This is a genomic window from Myxococcus sp. CA051A, assembly GCF_013336705.1.
GTDB classification, from domain to species: domain Bacteria; phylum Myxococcota; class Myxococcia; order Myxococcales; family Myxococcaceae; genus Myxococcus; species Myxococcus llanfairpwllgwyngyllgogerychwyrndrobwllllantysiliogogogochensis.
Map to the genome: position 1 here is coordinate 178,234 of NZ_JABUMS010000007.1, position 15,394 is coordinate 193,627.

13 protein-coding genes are annotated in these 15,394 nt (G+C 69.3%); 5 read left to right on the top strand and 8 right to left on the bottom strand.

Annotation, left to right across the window (positions count from 1 at the left end; translation table 11 throughout):
* Positions 1-71 precede the first annotated feature (71 nt).
* Positions 72-1,382 carry a sigma 54-interacting transcriptional regulator gene (locus tag HUA74_RS21400; protein ID WP_174456007.1) on the top strand — a complete coding sequence of 437 codons (1,311 nt, stop codon included), beginning with the start codon at positions 72-74 and terminating at the stop codon, positions 1,380-1,382.
* Positions 1,383-1,443: 61 nt separating this feature from the next.
* Positions 1,444-2,364, top strand: a complete 921-nt coding sequence (locus HUA74_RS21405) for a hypothetical protein (protein WP_174456008.1) — start codon at positions 1,444-1,446, stop codon at positions 2,362-2,364.
* A gap of 112 nt (positions 2,365-2,476) precedes the next feature.
* On the opposite strand, the gene HUA74_RS21410 is transcribed toward HUA74_RS21405, so the two are convergent.
* The 3 genes from HUA74_RS21410 to HUA74_RS21420 form a co-directional block, all read right to left on the bottom strand.
* Positions 2,477-3,706, bottom strand: a complete 1,230-nt coding sequence (locus HUA74_RS21410; RefSeq protein ID WP_174456009.1) for a hypothetical protein — start codon at positions 3,704-3,706, stop codon at positions 2,477-2,479.
* A gap of 37 nt (positions 3,707-3,743) precedes the next feature.
* Positions 3,744-5,090, bottom strand: coding sequence for a hypothetical protein (locus HUA74_RS45745; protein ID WP_254625168.1), 1,347 nt, complete (start codon positions 5,088-5,090; stop codon positions 3,744-3,746).
* Positions 5,091-5,361: 271 nt separating this feature from the next.
* Positions 5,362-5,898, bottom strand: coding sequence for a GNAT family N-acetyltransferase (locus HUA74_RS21420; RefSeq protein ID WP_141643967.1), 537 nt, complete (start codon positions 5,896-5,898; stop codon positions 5,362-5,364).
* Positions 5,899-6,183: 285 nt separating this feature from the next.
* Here HUA74_RS21420 and HUA74_RS21425 point away from each other — a divergent pair, with 285 nt between their 5' ends.
* The gene (locus tag HUA74_RS21425; protein WP_174456010.1) at positions 6,184-6,813 is read left to right on the top strand and encodes a DUF3575 domain-containing protein; all 630 of its coding nucleotides are present in this window, start codon (positions 6,184-6,186) and stop codon (positions 6,811-6,813) included.
* A 36-nt stretch (positions 6,814-6,849) separates the two neighbouring features.
* On the opposite strand, the gene HUA74_RS21430 is transcribed toward HUA74_RS21425, so the two are convergent.
* Complete coding sequence (locus HUA74_RS21430; protein WP_141643965.1) at positions 6,850-8,097, bottom strand: phosphatidylserine/phosphatidylglycerophosphate/cardiolipin synthase family protein; 1,248 nt, start codon at positions 8,095-8,097, stop codon at positions 6,850-6,852.
* Between the two features lie 143 nt (positions 8,098-8,240).
* On the opposite strand from HUA74_RS21430, the gene HUA74_RS21435 reads away from it, so the two are divergent.
* Both HUA74_RS21435 and HUA74_RS21440 read left to right on the top strand, forming a co-directional pair.
* The gene (locus HUA74_RS21435; RefSeq protein ID WP_371817281.1) at positions 8,241-9,080 is read left to right on the top strand and encodes a hypothetical protein; all 840 of its coding nucleotides are present in this window, start codon (positions 8,241-8,243) and stop codon (positions 9,078-9,080) included.
* A gap of 176 nt (positions 9,081-9,256) precedes the next feature.
* Positions 9,257-9,424 carry a hypothetical protein gene (locus HUA74_RS21440; protein WP_174456011.1) on the top strand — a complete coding sequence of 56 codons (168 nt, stop codon included), beginning with the start codon at positions 9,257-9,259 and terminating at the stop codon, positions 9,422-9,424.
* Between the two features lie 91 nt (positions 9,425-9,515).
* Here HUA74_RS21440 and HUA74_RS21445 read toward each other — a convergent pair whose 3' ends face one another.
* The 4 genes from HUA74_RS21445 to HUA74_RS21460 all read right to left on the bottom strand — a co-directional run bounded on the left by HUA74_RS21445 (position 9,516) and on the right by HUA74_RS21460 (position 15,195).
* Entirely contained in the window at positions 9,516-10,739 is a 1,224-nt protein-coding gene (locus HUA74_RS21445; RefSeq protein ID WP_141643964.1) for an ABC transporter permease, read from the bottom strand.
* A gap of 12 nt (positions 10,740-10,751) precedes the next feature.
* Complete coding sequence (locus HUA74_RS21450) at positions 10,752-11,978, bottom strand: ABC transporter permease (RefSeq protein WP_174456012.1); 1,227 nt, start codon at positions 11,976-11,978, stop codon at positions 10,752-10,754.
* Positions 11,979-12,075: 97 nt separating this feature from the next.
* Positions 12,076-13,227, bottom strand: coding sequence for a cysteine desulfurase family protein (locus HUA74_RS21455; protein ID WP_174456013.1), 1,152 nt, complete (start codon positions 13,225-13,227; stop codon positions 12,076-12,078).
* A gap of 12 nt (positions 13,228-13,239) precedes the next feature.
* A complete protein-coding gene (locus HUA74_RS21460) occupies positions 13,240-15,195 on the bottom strand; it encodes an FG-GAP-like repeat-containing protein (RefSeq protein WP_174456014.1) in 1,956 nt (651 codons plus the stop codon).
* Positions 15,196-15,394: the final 199 nt, after the last annotated feature.

Consider the following 15,394-nt stretch of genomic DNA (forward strand, 5'->3'; position numbering starts at 1 on the left):
ACTGACGGGTGGCGGCCTTTCCGGGCCGTGCTACCGTCCATGGGGTGTCAGTGCCGCCGGATGACGACGAGATGAACCTGGATGCCACGGCCACGTTGACGCGGGGCCGGGCCGGCCAGGTGAAGATGGTTCTCAAGGTCCTCTCGGGCCCTGACTCCGGCAAGGTGCATCCGCTCAAACAGGGCGTGTACACCGTGGGCAAGGCCCCCACGTGCGACATCGTCCTGGATGACAAGGCTGTGTCACGCCAGCACCTCCGCCTGGAGGTGCATGACGAGCACGTGGTGGCCACGGACCTGGACTCGCACAACGGCTCCTTCTGCGAGCGGCTGCGCTTCACGTCCCTGGAGCTGCGCCCCGGCATCGTCATCACCCTGGGCACCACCGAGCTGAAGCTGATTCCGGAGGACACCCGCGAGCGCTCGGTGCTGCTGTCCTCGAAGGACCGCTTCGGCGCGCTGGTGGGCAACAGCCGGAAGATGCGCGAGGCCTTCACGCTGCTGGAGCGGCTGGCCCCCGGCGGCGCGGACGTGCTCATCCAGGGCGAGACGGGCACGGGCAAGGACTTGTGCGCGGAGGCCATCCACCAGCAGAGCCCGCGCAAGAAGGGCCCCTTCGTCATCGTGGACCTGGCGGGTGTGCCGCCCACGCTCATCGAGAGCGAGCTGTTCGGCCACGTGAAGGGCGCCTTCACCAGCGCGCAGGGAGACCGCGCGGGCGCCTTCGAGCGCGCGCAGAATGGCACCGTCTTCCTGGACGAAGTGGGCGAGCTGCCGCTGGAGCTTCAGCCTCGCCTGTTGCGCGTGCTGGAGCGCCGGCAGGTGAAGCGCGTGGGCGCCAACGACTACCAGACGGTGAACATGCGCGTGGTGGCCGCCACGCACGTGAATCTGGAGCAGGCGGTGACGCAGGGGAAGTTCCGCCGGGACTTGTTCCACCGGCTCGCCGTGCTGCGCGTGAGCCTGCCGCCCCTGCGCGAGCGCCCGGAGGACATCCCGGTGCTCATCGACCACATGCTCCAGACGACGGGCCGTCCGCCCAGCGCGCTGTCGGACCAGACGCGCGCGCTGCTCGCCCAGTACCCCTGGCCCGGCAACGTGCGCGAGCTGCGCAACGTGGTGGAGCAGGTGATGAACCTGGGCGAGGAGGCCCTGCCGGATTTGGAGTCCTCCGGCGAGGGGAGCACCAAGGTCGAGCTGGACCTGCCCTTCAAGGAGGCCAAGGAGCGGCTCATCGAGGGGTTCGAGCGCGACTACCTGAAGAACCTCCTGGAGCGCTGCGAGGGCAATATCTCCCGCGCTTCCCGCGAGGCGGACATCGACCGTGTCTACTTGAAGAAACTGCTGCGCAAACACGAGCTGGATGCGGGGCGGGAGACTTAACGCCCGGCCGGTTTCCGGGTAGGTTGGCCTTCCACGCTCTCCCTGTGCCCAGGAGCCCCCCGTGAGTGTCACCCTGCCCCCGAACCTGGCGAGGACCCCCGTCGAGCAGTCGCGCACCGGAGTCGTGCGCGTGCCCGTCGCCGGCCCCTCGGCGGAGACAGAGACACAGCCCGCCGCCCCCGTCGCGAAGCTGGAAGAGCAGCCCGCTGACGCGTACGGCGCGCAGGAAGCCTCCCGGCAGGCCTGGTCCCAGCGCTTCACCGCTCCCGCCGCCGCGGGCGAGGTCTCCCCCGCAACGGCCCGGATTGTCAGCTGCGTGAAGGACATGGCCGAGGCCGCGCCGGCGCTGGGCGGCTGGGATGAGGACAAGGACCCGTCGGTCCTGGAGCAGACCAAGGACGCCAACTGCGGCTCCGCGGTGGCGGTGATGCTGGGCAAGGCGAAGGGCACCGGGACGACGGCCGCCGCGTCGGACCAGCAGACCATGGACGCCCTGGAGTCGCGCTTCACCGACGGCAACGGGACGACGGCGCACGAGCTGTCGAACATGATTGCCCACGAGGGCGCGCAGGTGACGCAGAGCGCCTCCACGTTCGACCGGGGGCTGATGGACGAGGCCCTGAAGCGCGACGGCAAGGCCGCCGTGCTGGTGGACTCCAACAAGGTGGACCCGTCGCTGAAGGACGCCGGCAAGGGCCGCGCGCACTGGGTCACCGTGGATGGCAAGGACGACCAGGGCAAGTACAAGGTGAAGGACCCTGGCACCGGCAAGACTGTCTCCCTGGATGCGGGCGAGCTGGAAGACGCGGTGGGCACCAGCTGGCGCGAGCACCAGGGCGGCGGAATGCTCGTCATCGACAAGGCCGAGGGCACCACCGAAGCGCAGCGCGCGGAGCAGGGTGGCCACAAGGTCGCGGCGCTCGGCAACACCGAGGGCGGTGGCTCCCGGTCCAAGTCGAACTTCGCCCGCGAATCCTCCTGACGGAGAGGTCGCGAGCGGAGGCCGAGACGCTGTTCACCTCCGTGCGGTTCGACCCGGTGGCGGACCTGGCACTGCGTCCCTCGTCGTTCCGCGCCTGAGCGCGGGAGTCGCTTCAGACGTGGAGCATCGCCACGGCCTGGAGGCGCAGGAGCTGTTTCGCCAGCTCCTGCACGCGCTCCACTTCCGCGTCACCCAACGGCTTGCGCAGCGCGTTCTTGAGGTCCGTGGCGGCGCGCAAGAGGAACTGCCGCACCTGCGCGTTGCCGAGCATCGGATTGAGGCGGCGCAGGTGGCCCACCAGCGCGCCGAGCTGCGTCAGCGTCAGGCCGGCGACCATGACCTGCGTCGCGGTGCCCTCCTCGGGAGACAGCGCGACGGCGAGCTGCAGCGGCGACAGCAGGAGCGAGCGGGTGAACTCCGGCTCGCAGGGAAGCTGGAGGCGGGCGCACTCGGCCGCGAGCGGTCCGGTGTCGTGGCCGGAGATGACGGGCTGGATTCGCGCGGCCTCGTAGCGGGTCAGCACCTCTTCGTAGCGCGCGCGGGCCTGCTTGCCGGAAGGTGAGCGCTGGAACTCATCGAAGGCCGCGTGGATTTCCTGGCGGAGCGTCTGGAGCAGCAGCGCGTCGTCGGCGGTGACGGGCAAGCCGAGCGATTGGGCCAGGAAGTTCCGGTCATCGGACTGGACGCTGACGAGCCTCCAGAACTCGTACGTGACGGAGCTCTCGCTGAGGACCACCGGGAGGGTGACGACGCCCTGGCGGCCGGGGTTCTCCAGGAACGTGGCCAGCTTCTGTTCGACCTCGGTGAGTCCTCGGACCAGCCGTTCCAGCACGGCGCCGCGGAGCATGGCGCGGCCTTCGAGCGCGCCGCGTGCGTCCTCGCGGGTTCCTTCTTCCGCGACGTCTCGCTCGCGCGGGGACTCGGTGGGGACAGCGGGGGCCTGACGCGCGAGCTTCTCTTCCGGGAGTCGCGGCGCCTGTGAGGGATTCGAAAGGGACTGGGGGTTGGGCGCGGAGGGGGTGGTGCCTCGGGTGGTGCCGGGTGCCAGCCCTTCCGGAGTCCCTCGAGGAGAACCCCCGGCCAGTCCCTCCGCGGAGCCGCGCTGGGTGCCGGACTCCATCCCATCGCGATGGACGCCACCCTGCGCGCTGTCCTTGTCGCCCTCGGTGGGGCGGGCACCGACGCGTCCTCCGGTGGCAGGCTTCCCGGTGGGTCCCTTCGCGGCGGGCTTGTTCGAGGACCTGGCTTCAGCGGGCTTGGACTGCTCGCGAGCGGCCTCTTCCCTGGCCTGCCGGGCGGGGACCCCGGGTCGGGGGACATTCTGGGGCCAGCGGACACTCATGAGGGCGAGGGGGCTGACGCGGGGGCGTCGAGGTGGCTCAGGTCAGGTTCTTCAGGTGGACAACGAGGTTGCTGTCACCACTTCCCAGCGTGCTCGCGTCGTCCTTGGGGATGACGTAGCCCTGGTCCGCGCCGACGTGCTTGCGGAAGAAGTCTACCACCGACGAGTCCTGCACATCCGAGGTGGTGGTCTTCTTGATGCCGTACGCGGAGCCGTCCGGTCCCTTGGCCTTCACGGCGTCGGGGGCGGAGGAGAGCAGGTTGTCGAGGGTTCCCGACTTCCGGCCACCGCTCTCCGGCTGCATCGTCATGGCGGTGTTGTGGCCCTCGATGTAGCTGACGTCGTAGTAGGTCTGACCCATTCCGCCGTTGAACTTCACCTCACCGAGCGTGGCGTTCTTGCCGTCACCGGCGTCGCTGCGGAAGTTGCCGGACCAGCCCTCGGGGAACTTCACGGTGCGGCTCTCGCCGGGCTGGAGGGTGACGGAGTCGACGGCCTTCTCGCCCGCGTTGGGGGTGAAGTTCACGGTCATCGGCTTGTCGCCGTCGTTGTTGAGCGTGAGCGTGTTGCCGTCCTTCTTCACGCCGTTGGGCTGCGCGGCCTTCTGGCTCGCGTCGACCGGCGTGGCGCCCGCTGCGGGCTGCTCGGTGGGCGTGCTGGCGAGGGCCTTCTGCTGGGGGACGGGCGCGCCCGGCATCGGGGGCAGCATGCTGTCCGGAATGCCCGTCTCCGCGCCCAGGTCGGGCACACCGCCGAACTGCGAGCCCTCACCACCGAGGTCCGGCACACCGCCGAACTGCGAGCCTTCACCACCGAGGTCGGGCACGCCGCCGAACTGCGAGCCTTCACCACCGAGGTCGGGCACGCCGCCGAACTGCGAGCCCTCACCACCGAGGTCCGGGATGCCGCCGAAGGAATCGAGCCCGGCCGGCTGAGCGCCCGCGACAGCCTGATCCGCCAGCCCGCCCATGCGCGGCGCGCCCTCACCCATCGAGCCAGGGTTGCGCACTCCGCCCACCCGGCCCAGGGGAGCGGAGTCGCCGAGCTTGCCCGGGCCGCCCTTGTCGCCACCGAGCGCCTGCGCCAGCTCGCCCAGGGACTGCACCTGCGCGGCGAGCATCTTCACGAGCTGCTGGAGACCCTCGGCGCTCTTGAGGCCACCCGAAGACTCGAAGCCATCCTTCTGGAAGAGCGACTGGACCGAGGACTCCTTCGCGCGCGGGGGAATCGCCTGCGACGACAGCTCCGTGCGGGCGGGGAGCGAAGGAGCGGAGAGGGAACCAACGGGGCGGGAGATGGGGGAGAGCGCCATGACGATGTTCCTCGGGGGATGGGTGGCGAAGGGACCGGGTGAGGTCAGCCGATGCAGGACCCTTGAGCACATGGTGTGCCAGGGTCTCCACGCAGGGCCTCGGAGGCCAAGCCCCTGGAAACACGGAGGAAGTACGAGACGCCGAGCCCGAAACAGGGGCGGGCCTGATGACAGACGTCGGGGGGCTGATGACCGTGGTCATCAGGGCGGCGACTCAACGGGGCTCGGGCGAACGCGCTCCAGCAGTGAGCGCGGCACGAGACCCGGAGTCGATACAGCGAGGAGCAGGCTCCCTCGGGCGCGAAGCAGCGAGCGCGCGGCTCCGAGCCCGAAGGTGCGCTCGCTAGTGCGTGGTCTCCTTGAAGCGCATCACATACGCCTCCAGGTACACGCTGGGCAGGTCGAGGTCGCCCGAGGGCTCACGCAGATAGCCACGGGCCATGTACATACGAACAACCCCGGTCGCGCCGCGACGGACATGCAGGCACACGGCGTCGACATCCCAGCGTCGAGCCATCGCCTCGGCGGAGTCGAGCAGGAGCTGCGCCAGCCCGGAGCCATGGAACTTCACGGCGGTGGCCAGTCCTCGCAGGTCCACTGCGCGAGGCAGCCAGGCTTCGGAGCCAGGAGCATCCGGGGGGAAGAGGGCCACGGTGCCCACGATTTCGCCCTCCACCTCGGCCACCAGCAACGTGGCGATCTTCCGACGGGCGGCCACGTCCCGCAGCTCCCGCTTTCGCTCGTCGGTGTAGACGACGTCGGGGAGCTTCTTCGCGTACTGCGAGGTGAAGGCTTCAATCAACAAGTCACCCACCGCCACGTCATCCTCGGGCCGTGCCTCGCGGATGACGGCCCTACCCACCAAGTCCCGGATGCTCATGCGAGCAGCCATTACCACGCGCACGTGTGACGTGCCTCCGCCCCGCGTCCCGCTCCAGGCCGCCCCTTAAGCGGAGGTTGGGGCGCACGTGAGCGAGTCATGCGACACCGACGACGCGGCTTCACGCTGAGCGAAGACTCGGGTGGGGCCGTGCCTGCCACCGGGCCAGCGCGGCAGGGCGAGGAGGCTTTCGCGCTTGTGCAGAGCACTGCGCAATCCGCGCACCCCTGGTGTTGTCATCTCGCGCGGTTTCATCCGGCACACCGCTTGCCTGGGGGCGGCACCATGATTTTCCACACCCGTCGACTCGTCATCCTCACCGCGCTCTTCGTCATCCCGGGCCTGGCCTTCGCCCAGGAGGACGACACCTCCCGTGAGCCTCTGCTCATCGAAGACACGAGACAGGACACCGCGTCGTGGGGCACGGCGCTCCACTTCGGGTTTCACGGCCACTCCTTCGAAATGGACGAGGGCCCCACGCGAACGCCCGTGTTCATGGTGAACATGGAGCAGCAGTTGCAGCCAGCCTTGACGGTGTTCGGCGGCACGCACCTGGGGCTGGACATCAAAGCCGTGGGCCTTCAGCTCGGCAGCCGCATCTACTTCAGTCAGCAGTCCTTCCTGGGTGTCTTCGTGTCGGCGCAGGCGAGCCACACCCTCTTCGACCTGGACGAAAACACGGAGGGGACCCGCACCTCGCTGAGTGGCCTCGTGGGCTACGCCCATCCATTCGGGGACCGGTGGCACTTGTCGGTCAGCGCGGGAGCCCAGACCACGCATACCCGGACGGAGACCACGCGCGAGGTCACCCGCTGCTTCCTCATGATCTGCGAGACCACGGACGTGCTGGAGAAGGTCGAGGAGCAGGAAGCAGTGGAGCCCCTCGTCCAGATGGCGGCCACCTTCCGCTTCTGACCGGAGCACACTCGCGCGCCGCTCACCCTGGGTTCGTCAGAGATAGTCGCCGATGAACCCCGGGAGTTGTTCGCCCAGGCGCTGCAGCAGGCCGCGGCGGCGCCACCCATCCCAGTGAATCTCCCGCGAGTGACGCAGGTCCTTCTCGAACGCGGCGGCGAGCCGTGCCGCCAGCGCCTCGTCCTCCACCACCAGCGAGCACTCGTCCGACGTACTCAGCGCCAGCGGGTCCAGGTTCGTCGAGCCCACCACGGACAGGTCCTCGTCCACGAGCATCGTCTTCGAGTGCATCATCGACAGCTCGTACTCCCAGATGCGCACGCCGCCCTCCAGGAGCCGCGCATACGTCGCGCGCTGCGCCGCGTGCACGGGCGCGATGTCGTGATGACGCCCGGGAACCACCACGCGCACGTCCACGCCCTGCTTCACCTTCTCCAGCAGCATGTCGCTGATGGCCTCGGACGGGATGAAGTACGAGTTGGCGATCCACAGCCGCCGCCGCGCCGCCGCGATGGTGAGCAACGTCATCCGCCGCGCGTCGGAGAGGAACCGGTTCTGCGTGCTCGCGACGAAGCCCGCGCGAGCCCCACCGCGCACGGCGAGCTCCGGAAACGCCTCCACCGGAAGGAAGTCCCCACCCGCCTCCTGCCAGTTCTGGGCGAAGGCCACCTGCATGTCCCGCACGACAGGCCCTTCGACACGCACGCTCATGTCCCGCCAGAACTCCTCCCCCTCCGCATCACCGAGCCAGCTCTTCCAGATGCCAAAGCCCCCGGTGATACCCACCTCGCCATCACGCACCACCAGCTTGCGGTGCATGCGCGTCTTGATGCGCGCCGCATCGAGTGACGGCAGCGCTCCCTGCATCGGCCGGAAGACGCGCACCTCGCAGCCCGCGTTCGACAGCTCCATCCCCACGGGCTCGAAGTTGACGCTGCCCAGCGGGTCCACCAACACGCGACACGCCACGCCGGGATGCCGCTCGCGAATCGCGCGCACCAACTGCTCCGACGGCTCTCCCGGACGCCAGATGTAGCTGGCGATGTGGATGCTGGAGCGCGCGGCGCGAATCTCCGCTTCGAGCACGTCGAACACGTGCCCGTTCTCCACCAGCTCCACGCCATGCCCGGGGGCCAGCGGAACACCGAGCGACTGGAAGAACGCGAGCGAGCGCGTCTCTCCCGCTCCGGTGGGCAGAGAGCGCAGCCGGAGGTCATGCCGGTGGTTCGGAGCAGGGCACCCGGCGACGAGCAACGCGAAGAGCACGGAGCAGGCCAGCTTCACCGTCCGAAGCTAGTGGCTCCCCGCCCGGTCGGCACCTGCCACCGGACACACCCCGGGCCGTCCAGCCGCCAACACCTCGGGACGAGCACAGTGTGCGACGCAGGGCACTCGGGCCATGTGCCCGGTGGAGCCAGGGCCCGCGAGTGAGCACCCTCCTCGTCCGCACCCGGCCCGCGAGCCCCATGCCAAGACCGCCTCCGAGAGCACGTTTCCTCCTGAGCACCTGGCTCCTCGCGCTCCTGCTCGGAACCCCCTCCGCGTCCGCGTCACCAGGCCACTTCGCCGCGGACGCACCGCTGCGACGAACGGATCCGCGCGATACGAACGCCGAGGGGCCGCGCGCGCCGCACGACCCACGAAGCGCCCTCTCCCTCCGCGACGACACCACCTCCGCGGCAAGCCCCGACGGAACGCGCCTGCCCGGCATGAGCGGTGTCCCCGTCCCCTCGGCCCCGGAAGACCTCCCGCTGTCCACGGGCGCATGGGTCGCCCACGGAGGACTGGCCCTGCTGCCACTCGGTGGCGTGTGGGGCGCGACGCGCGTCGGCGGTGACACACGCCTGGGCGCCACCGCGTCGGAGACCGCCGCTGGAATGCTCGCGGGCTACCTGCCCTCACGCCTGCTCTTCCTCCGACCCACCACGCCGGGCGGAGGACGCTGGGCGGACCTGGAAGTCGCCGCATTCGGCGGAGGACTCCTGTTCACCCCGCCCCTCGCCGCGCTCGGCACCTGGGGAATGGGCGAGCTCGCCTTCGGACGCAGCCAGGACCAGACCGACGCCTACCTCGGAGCACTCGGCGGCGCGGCCGCGGGCACCCTGCTCGCCGCCGCTGTCGACGGCCTGCTGTCCAAGCTGGCCGAGCCCAGCACCCGCCTCAAGAGCGCACGCGCCCTCATCGGCCTCGCCCTCATCGGCGCGGGTGCGACCCTCGGCTACCAATGGGCCGGCGGTGGGCCTCGCTCCAACCAACACACTCGATAGTTACAAGCGCGCCACACCACCGCTTTGAGCAGCGATGTCTCACCGGCTCGCTGCGTGCGAGTCTTTCCGGCAAAGCCACACGCCCAGAGCTATTCTTGATTTCTTAGTTGTTATCAATTGCGTTCAATACCATGCTTGCCGGGCCGTACAGACACGCAGTCTGGAGACACACCCCCATGTCGGCTCTCAAGAACCTCCGTGTTGCTGCCGCCCTCACCGCGCTCGTCGCTGTCTTTGGTGTGACCACCGGTTTCACGACCGAGGCCCCCAAGTCCGAGTGCGCTCCGTTCTGTTACAAGCACCCCATCACCGGCCAGCTCATCTGCACCGGCCCCTGCCCGTAATTCCCGGGGTCTAGACGTTCAAAGGGGCCCTGTCCGCTGTACGCGGGCGGGGCCCCTTTTCGTGGGACACGGCGGGACTGCGGGTGGCGCATTACTCCGTGCGCATCGCCTCCACGGGGTCCAGCTTCGCGGCGCGAGCGGCCGGATAGATTCCGAACCCCAGCCCCACGCCGCTGCTCATCGCCAGGGCCACGCCCACCGCCCAACCCGGCACCTCGGTGGGCAGGCCGAGCACCCAGCGCGCCAGGTGCGCCAGCCCCACACCCAGGGCGACTCCCAGCACTCCGCCGGTCAGCGACAGCACCACCGCCTCCGTGGCGAACTGCGCGAGGATGCGCCGCTTCTTCGCGCCCAGCGCCTTGCGGATTCCAATCTCCCGGGTCCGCTCCGTCACCGCCACCAACATGATGTTCAGGATGCCGATGCCGCCCACCAGGAGCGACAGCAGGCACACGCCGAAGCTGGCCACGGAAATCACCTGGGAGATGTTGTTGAACATCTCCGTGGAGCTCTCGTTGGAGAACACGAAGAAGTCGTCCGCCTCCAGCGGCTTCAGCCCGTGACGCCGCCGCATCAGCACCGTCACCTCGTCCTGCGCCCGCTTCAGCACCTCCGCCGAGTGCGCCTGCACGCTCACCCGGAAGTTGTTCAGGCCGTACAGCGGACGGAACGCCGTCAGCGGCATCATCACCGTGTTGTCCTGGCCGCCACCGCCCAGGAAGCTGCCCTTGCGCTTCGTCGTCCCCACCACCGTGAAGTTGCGGCCCTGCAGGCGGAACGTCTGCCCCAACGGCTCCATCCCCGGCCACAGCGTGTCCGCCAAATCCGGCCCGATGACCGCGACGCGCCGGCCATCCAGGTACTCGGTGTCCGTGAAGGCGCGGCCGGTGGCCACCACCACGGAGTTCGTCTGGAAGTACTCCGGCGTCCCGGACCACACGCCGATGTTGGCGCGCGTCTCGCGCTGCTGCGTGGACAGCTTCTGTCCACCCTTGGAGTCCTCCCCCGCCGCCGTCAGCACCGAGGGCAGCTCGCGGATGGCGTCCAGGTCCTCGAAGGTGAACCGGGGCCGGCGCGACAGCTCCGCCAGGGACAGGTTGCCCGCGCCGAAGGGCAGCCGCTGCACCTGGAAGCAGTTGGCGCCCAGCTCGGACAGGTTCTCGTTCACCTGGTTCCGCAGGCCCTCGATGAGCCCCATCATCGCCACCACCGTGGTGGCGCCGATGACGATGCCCAAGAGCGTCAGGAAGGAGCGCAGCGGGTTGGAGACGAACGTCCCGAACGCCAGCCGCAACGTGTCCAGCAAGGCCATCATCGCGGTGTCTCCTCAGTCATGGCGGAGCGCTTCCACGGGGTCCAGATTCGCCGCGCGCGCCGCGGGCCAGATGCCGAACAGCAGGCCCACCGTGGCGGCGAAGCCCACGCCCGCCACCACCGTCAGCGGCTCCACCGCCGCCGCCAGCGGCGTGATGAACGACACCGTCTTCGCCAGCCCCAGCCCCACCAGCGTCCCCAGGGTGCCGCCCACGGCGGACACGCTGGAGGCCTCCAGCAGGAACTGGATGATGATGGTGCGCTTCTTCGCCCCCAGCGCGCGGCGCACGCCAATCTCCCGCGTCCGCTCGCGCACCGACACCAGCATGATGTTCATGATGCCGATGCCACCCACCAGCAGCGTGATGAGCCCCACGCCCGTCGCCGCGCCGTACAGCGCACCGGTGAGCTTGGCGTACATGTTGGCGAGCTGCTCGGGCCGGTTGATGGCGAAGTCGTCCTTCACCCCGGGCGGCGTCCCGCGTGCGCGACGCAGCGCCGCGGTCATATCGTCCACCACGTCGAGCGTGTTTTCGGGCGAGTCCACCGACACCATGATGTTGGGCGAGTTGCGCTTGCCGAAGTGCTCCTGGAAGGTGCGGTACGGAATCAGCACCGTCATGTCCTGATTCTCACCGAGCACGGTGCCCTTGGGCTCCAGCGTGCCCACCACGCGGTAGGGCCTGCCCGCCAGGAGGATGCGGTGGCCCACGGGGTCCAGCCCGGGGAACAGCGTGCGCGTCAGCTCCGCGCCAATGACGACCACCGGCGAGCGCGTGTTCACATCCGCGTCGGTGAGGAAGCGACCCTTGTCCACGGTGTAGGAGGAGATGATGGAGTAGTCCGCCGTGGTGCCCGCGGCCAGCACGCCCGTCATGCGCCGGTCCAGGAAGCGCACCTCCGCCCTGTCGTAGAAGATGGGCGCCGCCGCCACCACGTGCTCCGAGGACTGGAGGATGGCGGGTATCATGTCCACGGTCAGGTTCTTCCGGTTGCGGTACTCCCACCAGTCACCGCCCATGGCCCAGGGGAACTTGGACACCTGGATGGTGTTGGCGCCGATTTGCGCGAGCTGGTCCGCGAAGGACTGGTTGATGCCCTGGATGATGCCGACGATGGCCAGCAACGTGCAGACACCCACGCCAATCCCCACCGTCGTCAGCACCGTTCGCAGGCGGTTGGCTCGCAGCGAAAACAGCGCGATGCGCCCGCCCTCCCACACGTCGACCCTGATGCTCACGTGAAACACCCTCTCGCGTCGGCGGTGGCGCCGCACCGGCGGCACGCTCCGGTACCACGCCCTACGCCGGAAGCGGGGCGATGATTGCACGGAGATTTCAGCCCGCCACCTGTCTCCACCCGCGCGCCAGTACAACCACCGCCTGATCCACTTCTTCCGGGGAAGTGTCGGGCCCCAGGGAAAGGCGCACCGCGCCCAGGGCGTCCGCTTCCGGGATTCCCATCGCCCGCAAGACAGGCGAGGCGGACTCACCCCCGTCGTGACACGCCGACCCCGTCGACGCGGCCACCTCCGGCGTCGCCGCCAGCACCGCTCCACCCCGCACCCCTGGGAAGCGCACATGGAGCGTGTTGGGCAGCCGCTCGGCCCCCTGCCCGCTCAAGACGATGCCCGGCACCGCCTCGCGAAGCCCCGTCCACAGCCGCTCCCGCAGGGCCCCGAGCGCCGCGCTCCCACCCCGCGCCAGCCGCCTGCCCGCCAGCTCACATGCGACGCCCAGCCCCACCGCGTACGGCACGTTCTGGGTCCCCGGCCGCAGCCCGCGCTCCTGTCCTCCGCCGAGCGTCACCGCGCGCAGCGGCGTGCCCTCGCGCACGTACAGCGCGCCCACGCCCTTGGGGGCTCGCAGCTTGTGCCCCACCAGCGTGAGCAGGTCCACGCCGAGCGCATTGACGTCCACCGGCACCTTCCCCACCGACTGCGCCGCGTCCGTGTGCACGGTGGCGCCGTGACGGTGGGCCCGCGCGGCGACATCCGCCACCGGCTGCAACACGCCCGTTTCGTTATTGGCATACATCAGTGACACGAGTGCGGTCTCTTCGCCCTCGGCGGCGAGCGCGCGCTCGGCGTCCTCCACGCGCACGCGGCCCTCGGCGTCCACCGGCAGCCAGGTCACGCGCCAGCCGCGCCATTCCAGCGCGTCGCAGGGCAGCGTCGTGGCCGGGTGTTCGATGGTGGAGGTGAGCAGGTGGCGCCGCTCCGCGCGGGCCTCGGCGGTGCCCCGGATGGCCAGGTTGTTGGCCTCCGTGCCGCCGGAGGTGAAGAGGATTTCGGAGGGCTTCGCGCCGATGAGCGCGGCCACCTGCGCGCGCGCCATCTCCAGTGCCTCATGGGCGCGGCGTCCATACGGGTGCGCGCTGGACGGGTTGCCGAAGTGCTCGCGGAGGTACGGCAGCATGGCGTCCACCACCTCCGGGTCCACGGGGGTGGTGGCGTTGTGGTCCAGGTACAGCGGGCGCTCGGGGCTCATGGCCCCGCAGGATTACGGCAGCACCGTGACGGTGTCTCCCTCCAACCGCACCGGGAAGGCCACGGTGTTGGGGTGGACCGTTCCCTCCTCGACGATGTCCCGGGTGTCCACGCTGACCTGGAACGAGTACGTGCCGTCCGCCACGTCGGTGATGTCCACCCACTGGCACGGGGTGTCGAGCGTGTAGATGTCCGACCAGCCCGCGGAGATGCCCATGGGCTCGTGGAAGGTCGAGGCCGCCGCGTCCGAGCAGTAGCTCTGGACGTCCACCAGATAGTAACCCTGCTTGCGCCCCGTCATCACCGCGTTGCCCGCCGAGTCGCGCAGCTCGTACGCGGCGAAGTTGGTGAGGTGGTCATGCCCGTGGCACTCGTCGAAGACGTAAAGGTCCGGGTTCTCCTCGATGGGCGGGAGGACCGCGGCCTTGTTGCCCAGGTTCTGGATGGAGGTGCTGAAGCGCAGGAGCTTGCGGCGACCCGGCGCGAGCACGCACTGCTCCTTCACCTCGCAATCCTCCTCCTCGAAGTTCCTCCACACCACATGCACCGTGCGCTCGAGCACGTCCTGGTCCACGGTGAGGTCCGGCTTGCCGTTCACCTCGTCCACCTGGAGTCCACAGGCCTGGGGCGACGGCAGGTGCGGTGGCGTGGCGGGCGTCGCGGGCACCTGCCCTCCGGCATGGATGGACACCTCTCCCATGGGCACGTCGAGGATGTCCCCGAACTCGGTGGTGGCCACCACCAGGTCATCGTAACCGTCGCCGTTCAGGTCCCCGGGCACCGCGATGGAGTAGCGCCGGTAGGTCCCATAGCCGCTGGGGACCGCGTCCGCGCGCGGCCAGGCCCAGACGGGGTGCATCGACTGGGAGATGCCGTCCTTCGGTGAGAAGAGGTACAGCCGTCCCGAGGAGTGCAGCACGAAGTCGTTGCGCACGCCGTCCCCATCCATGTCCCCCACGGAGGCCAGACCGGCGAAGCTGCTGACGTAGGGGAACGCGGGGTCGCCCTGGGTGGACCAGGCGGGCGTGGGGGAGAAGGTGCCGTCCGGCTGGGAGAAGTGGAACTGGAACGGGCCCGACTCCGAGAACGCGAAGGTCTCCGGATGTCCGTCGCCATTCAGGTCCGGGTGGAGGTTGCCGCGTCCGACCAGGGTCTCGATTCGCCAGGGTTCGGCGGAGATGGGGCCGTCGCACGCGAAGGCGCTCCCGGGCTTGCAGCCCAGGAAGTAGCCCAGGTTGCCACCGCCAAACCCCAGCGACACGTCCTCGGCCCCGTCTTTGTTCAGGTCTCCCACGAACGAGGCCCTCAAGTACCCCGTGCGCGTGCGAGAGAGAGTGAACAGACCGCCCTCTCCTCCCGCCCCTGGCGTGGACAGGTAGAAGCGCTGCGAGGCGCTGTGATTGGCGACGAGGTCGTCGAGCCCGTCGCCATTCAGGTCCACGAACAAGCTGTTCTGGAAGGTGCCATTGCCTGGCACGCGAAAGGACGGCGCGGACAGCATCGCCGCCAGGTCCGCCTGGCCCAGGAAGACGGAGACGCCGTAGCGGCCATACACGAGCAGGTCCGCGTAGGCATCTCCATTCACTTCGCCGGCCTCCACGCGGAGCTGTTGTCCGGAGGCGTTCGGGTGCGTGTTCTGCCAGCTCAGCGCGGCGGACACGGCCTGCGTGGAGAAGAACTTCTCCTGCCCCACGAAGATGGACAGGCGTCCCGGGTTGCGTGAGCTGACGAGCAGCTCCTGACAAGCCTGCGAGCTCACCGCCAGATCCTTGCGACCATCTCCATCGAAGTCCGCGAGGGCCACGGAGCTGCCGAAGCACTCGTCGGGGAAGCTTGGGTCCGCCTTCACCTGCCACAGCGGCGTCTCGGAGAGCGTGGGCTTCGGCACAGGAGGCGGCTCCTCGTCCTTGCAACCCACCAGCGACGACAGCAGGCACACGACGACCAGCGACCTCGAGGACACACGCATGAGCGACTCCTCTGTGACCAGGAACAGGATTGAAGGCCGACGCATCGCGGGCGTTCCTCTCGAGCGCCGGGGAGTAGAGGGGCCCAAGGCTATTCCCGCAGCTCCGCGACTGCTGCCAGATGCTTGTCCCATGACCAGCATCTCTCCACGCGCCAGGCGTCTGTCATCTCGCCAACGCGACCTGTGGGAGCGCTGGCAC

What these genes read in the sequence shown, in the direction of transcription:
- HUA74_RS21400 (WP_174456007.1), top strand. Translation starts at nt 72, where the DNA reads ATGAACCTGGATGCCACGGCCACGTTGACGCGGGGCCGGGCCGGCCAG.
- HUA74_RS21410 (WP_174456009.1), bottom strand. Translation starts at nt 3,706, where the DNA reads ATGAGTGTCCGCTGGCCCCAGAATGTCCCCCGACCCGGGGTCCCCGCC.
- HUA74_RS45745 (WP_254625168.1), bottom strand. Translation starts at nt 5,090, where the DNA reads ATGTGCTCAAGGGTCCTGCATCGGCTGACCTCACCCGGTCCCTTCGCC.
- HUA74_RS21420 (WP_141643967.1), bottom strand. Translation starts at nt 5,898, where the DNA reads ATGAGCATCCGGGACTTGGTGGGTAGGGCCGTCATCCGCGAGGCACGG.
- HUA74_RS21425 (WP_174456010.1), top strand. Translation starts at nt 6,184, where the DNA reads ATGATTTTCCACACCCGTCGACTCGTCATCCTCACCGCGCTCTTCGTC.
- HUA74_RS21440 (WP_174456011.1), top strand. Translation starts at nt 9,257, where the DNA reads ATGTCGGCTCTCAAGAACCTCCGTGTTGCTGCCGCCCTCACCGCGCTC.
- HUA74_RS21445 (WP_141643964.1), bottom strand. Translation starts at nt 10,739, where the DNA reads ATGATGGCCTTGCTGGACACGTTGCGGCTGGCGTTCGGGACGTTCGTC.
- HUA74_RS21455 (WP_174456013.1), bottom strand. Translation starts at nt 13,227, where the DNA reads ATGAGCCCCGAGCGCCCGCTGTACCTGGACCACAACGCCACCACCCCC.
- HUA74_RS21460 (WP_174456014.1), bottom strand. Translation starts at nt 15,195, where the DNA reads ATGCGTGTGTCCTCGAGGTCGCTGGTCGTCGTGTGCCTGCTGTCGTCG.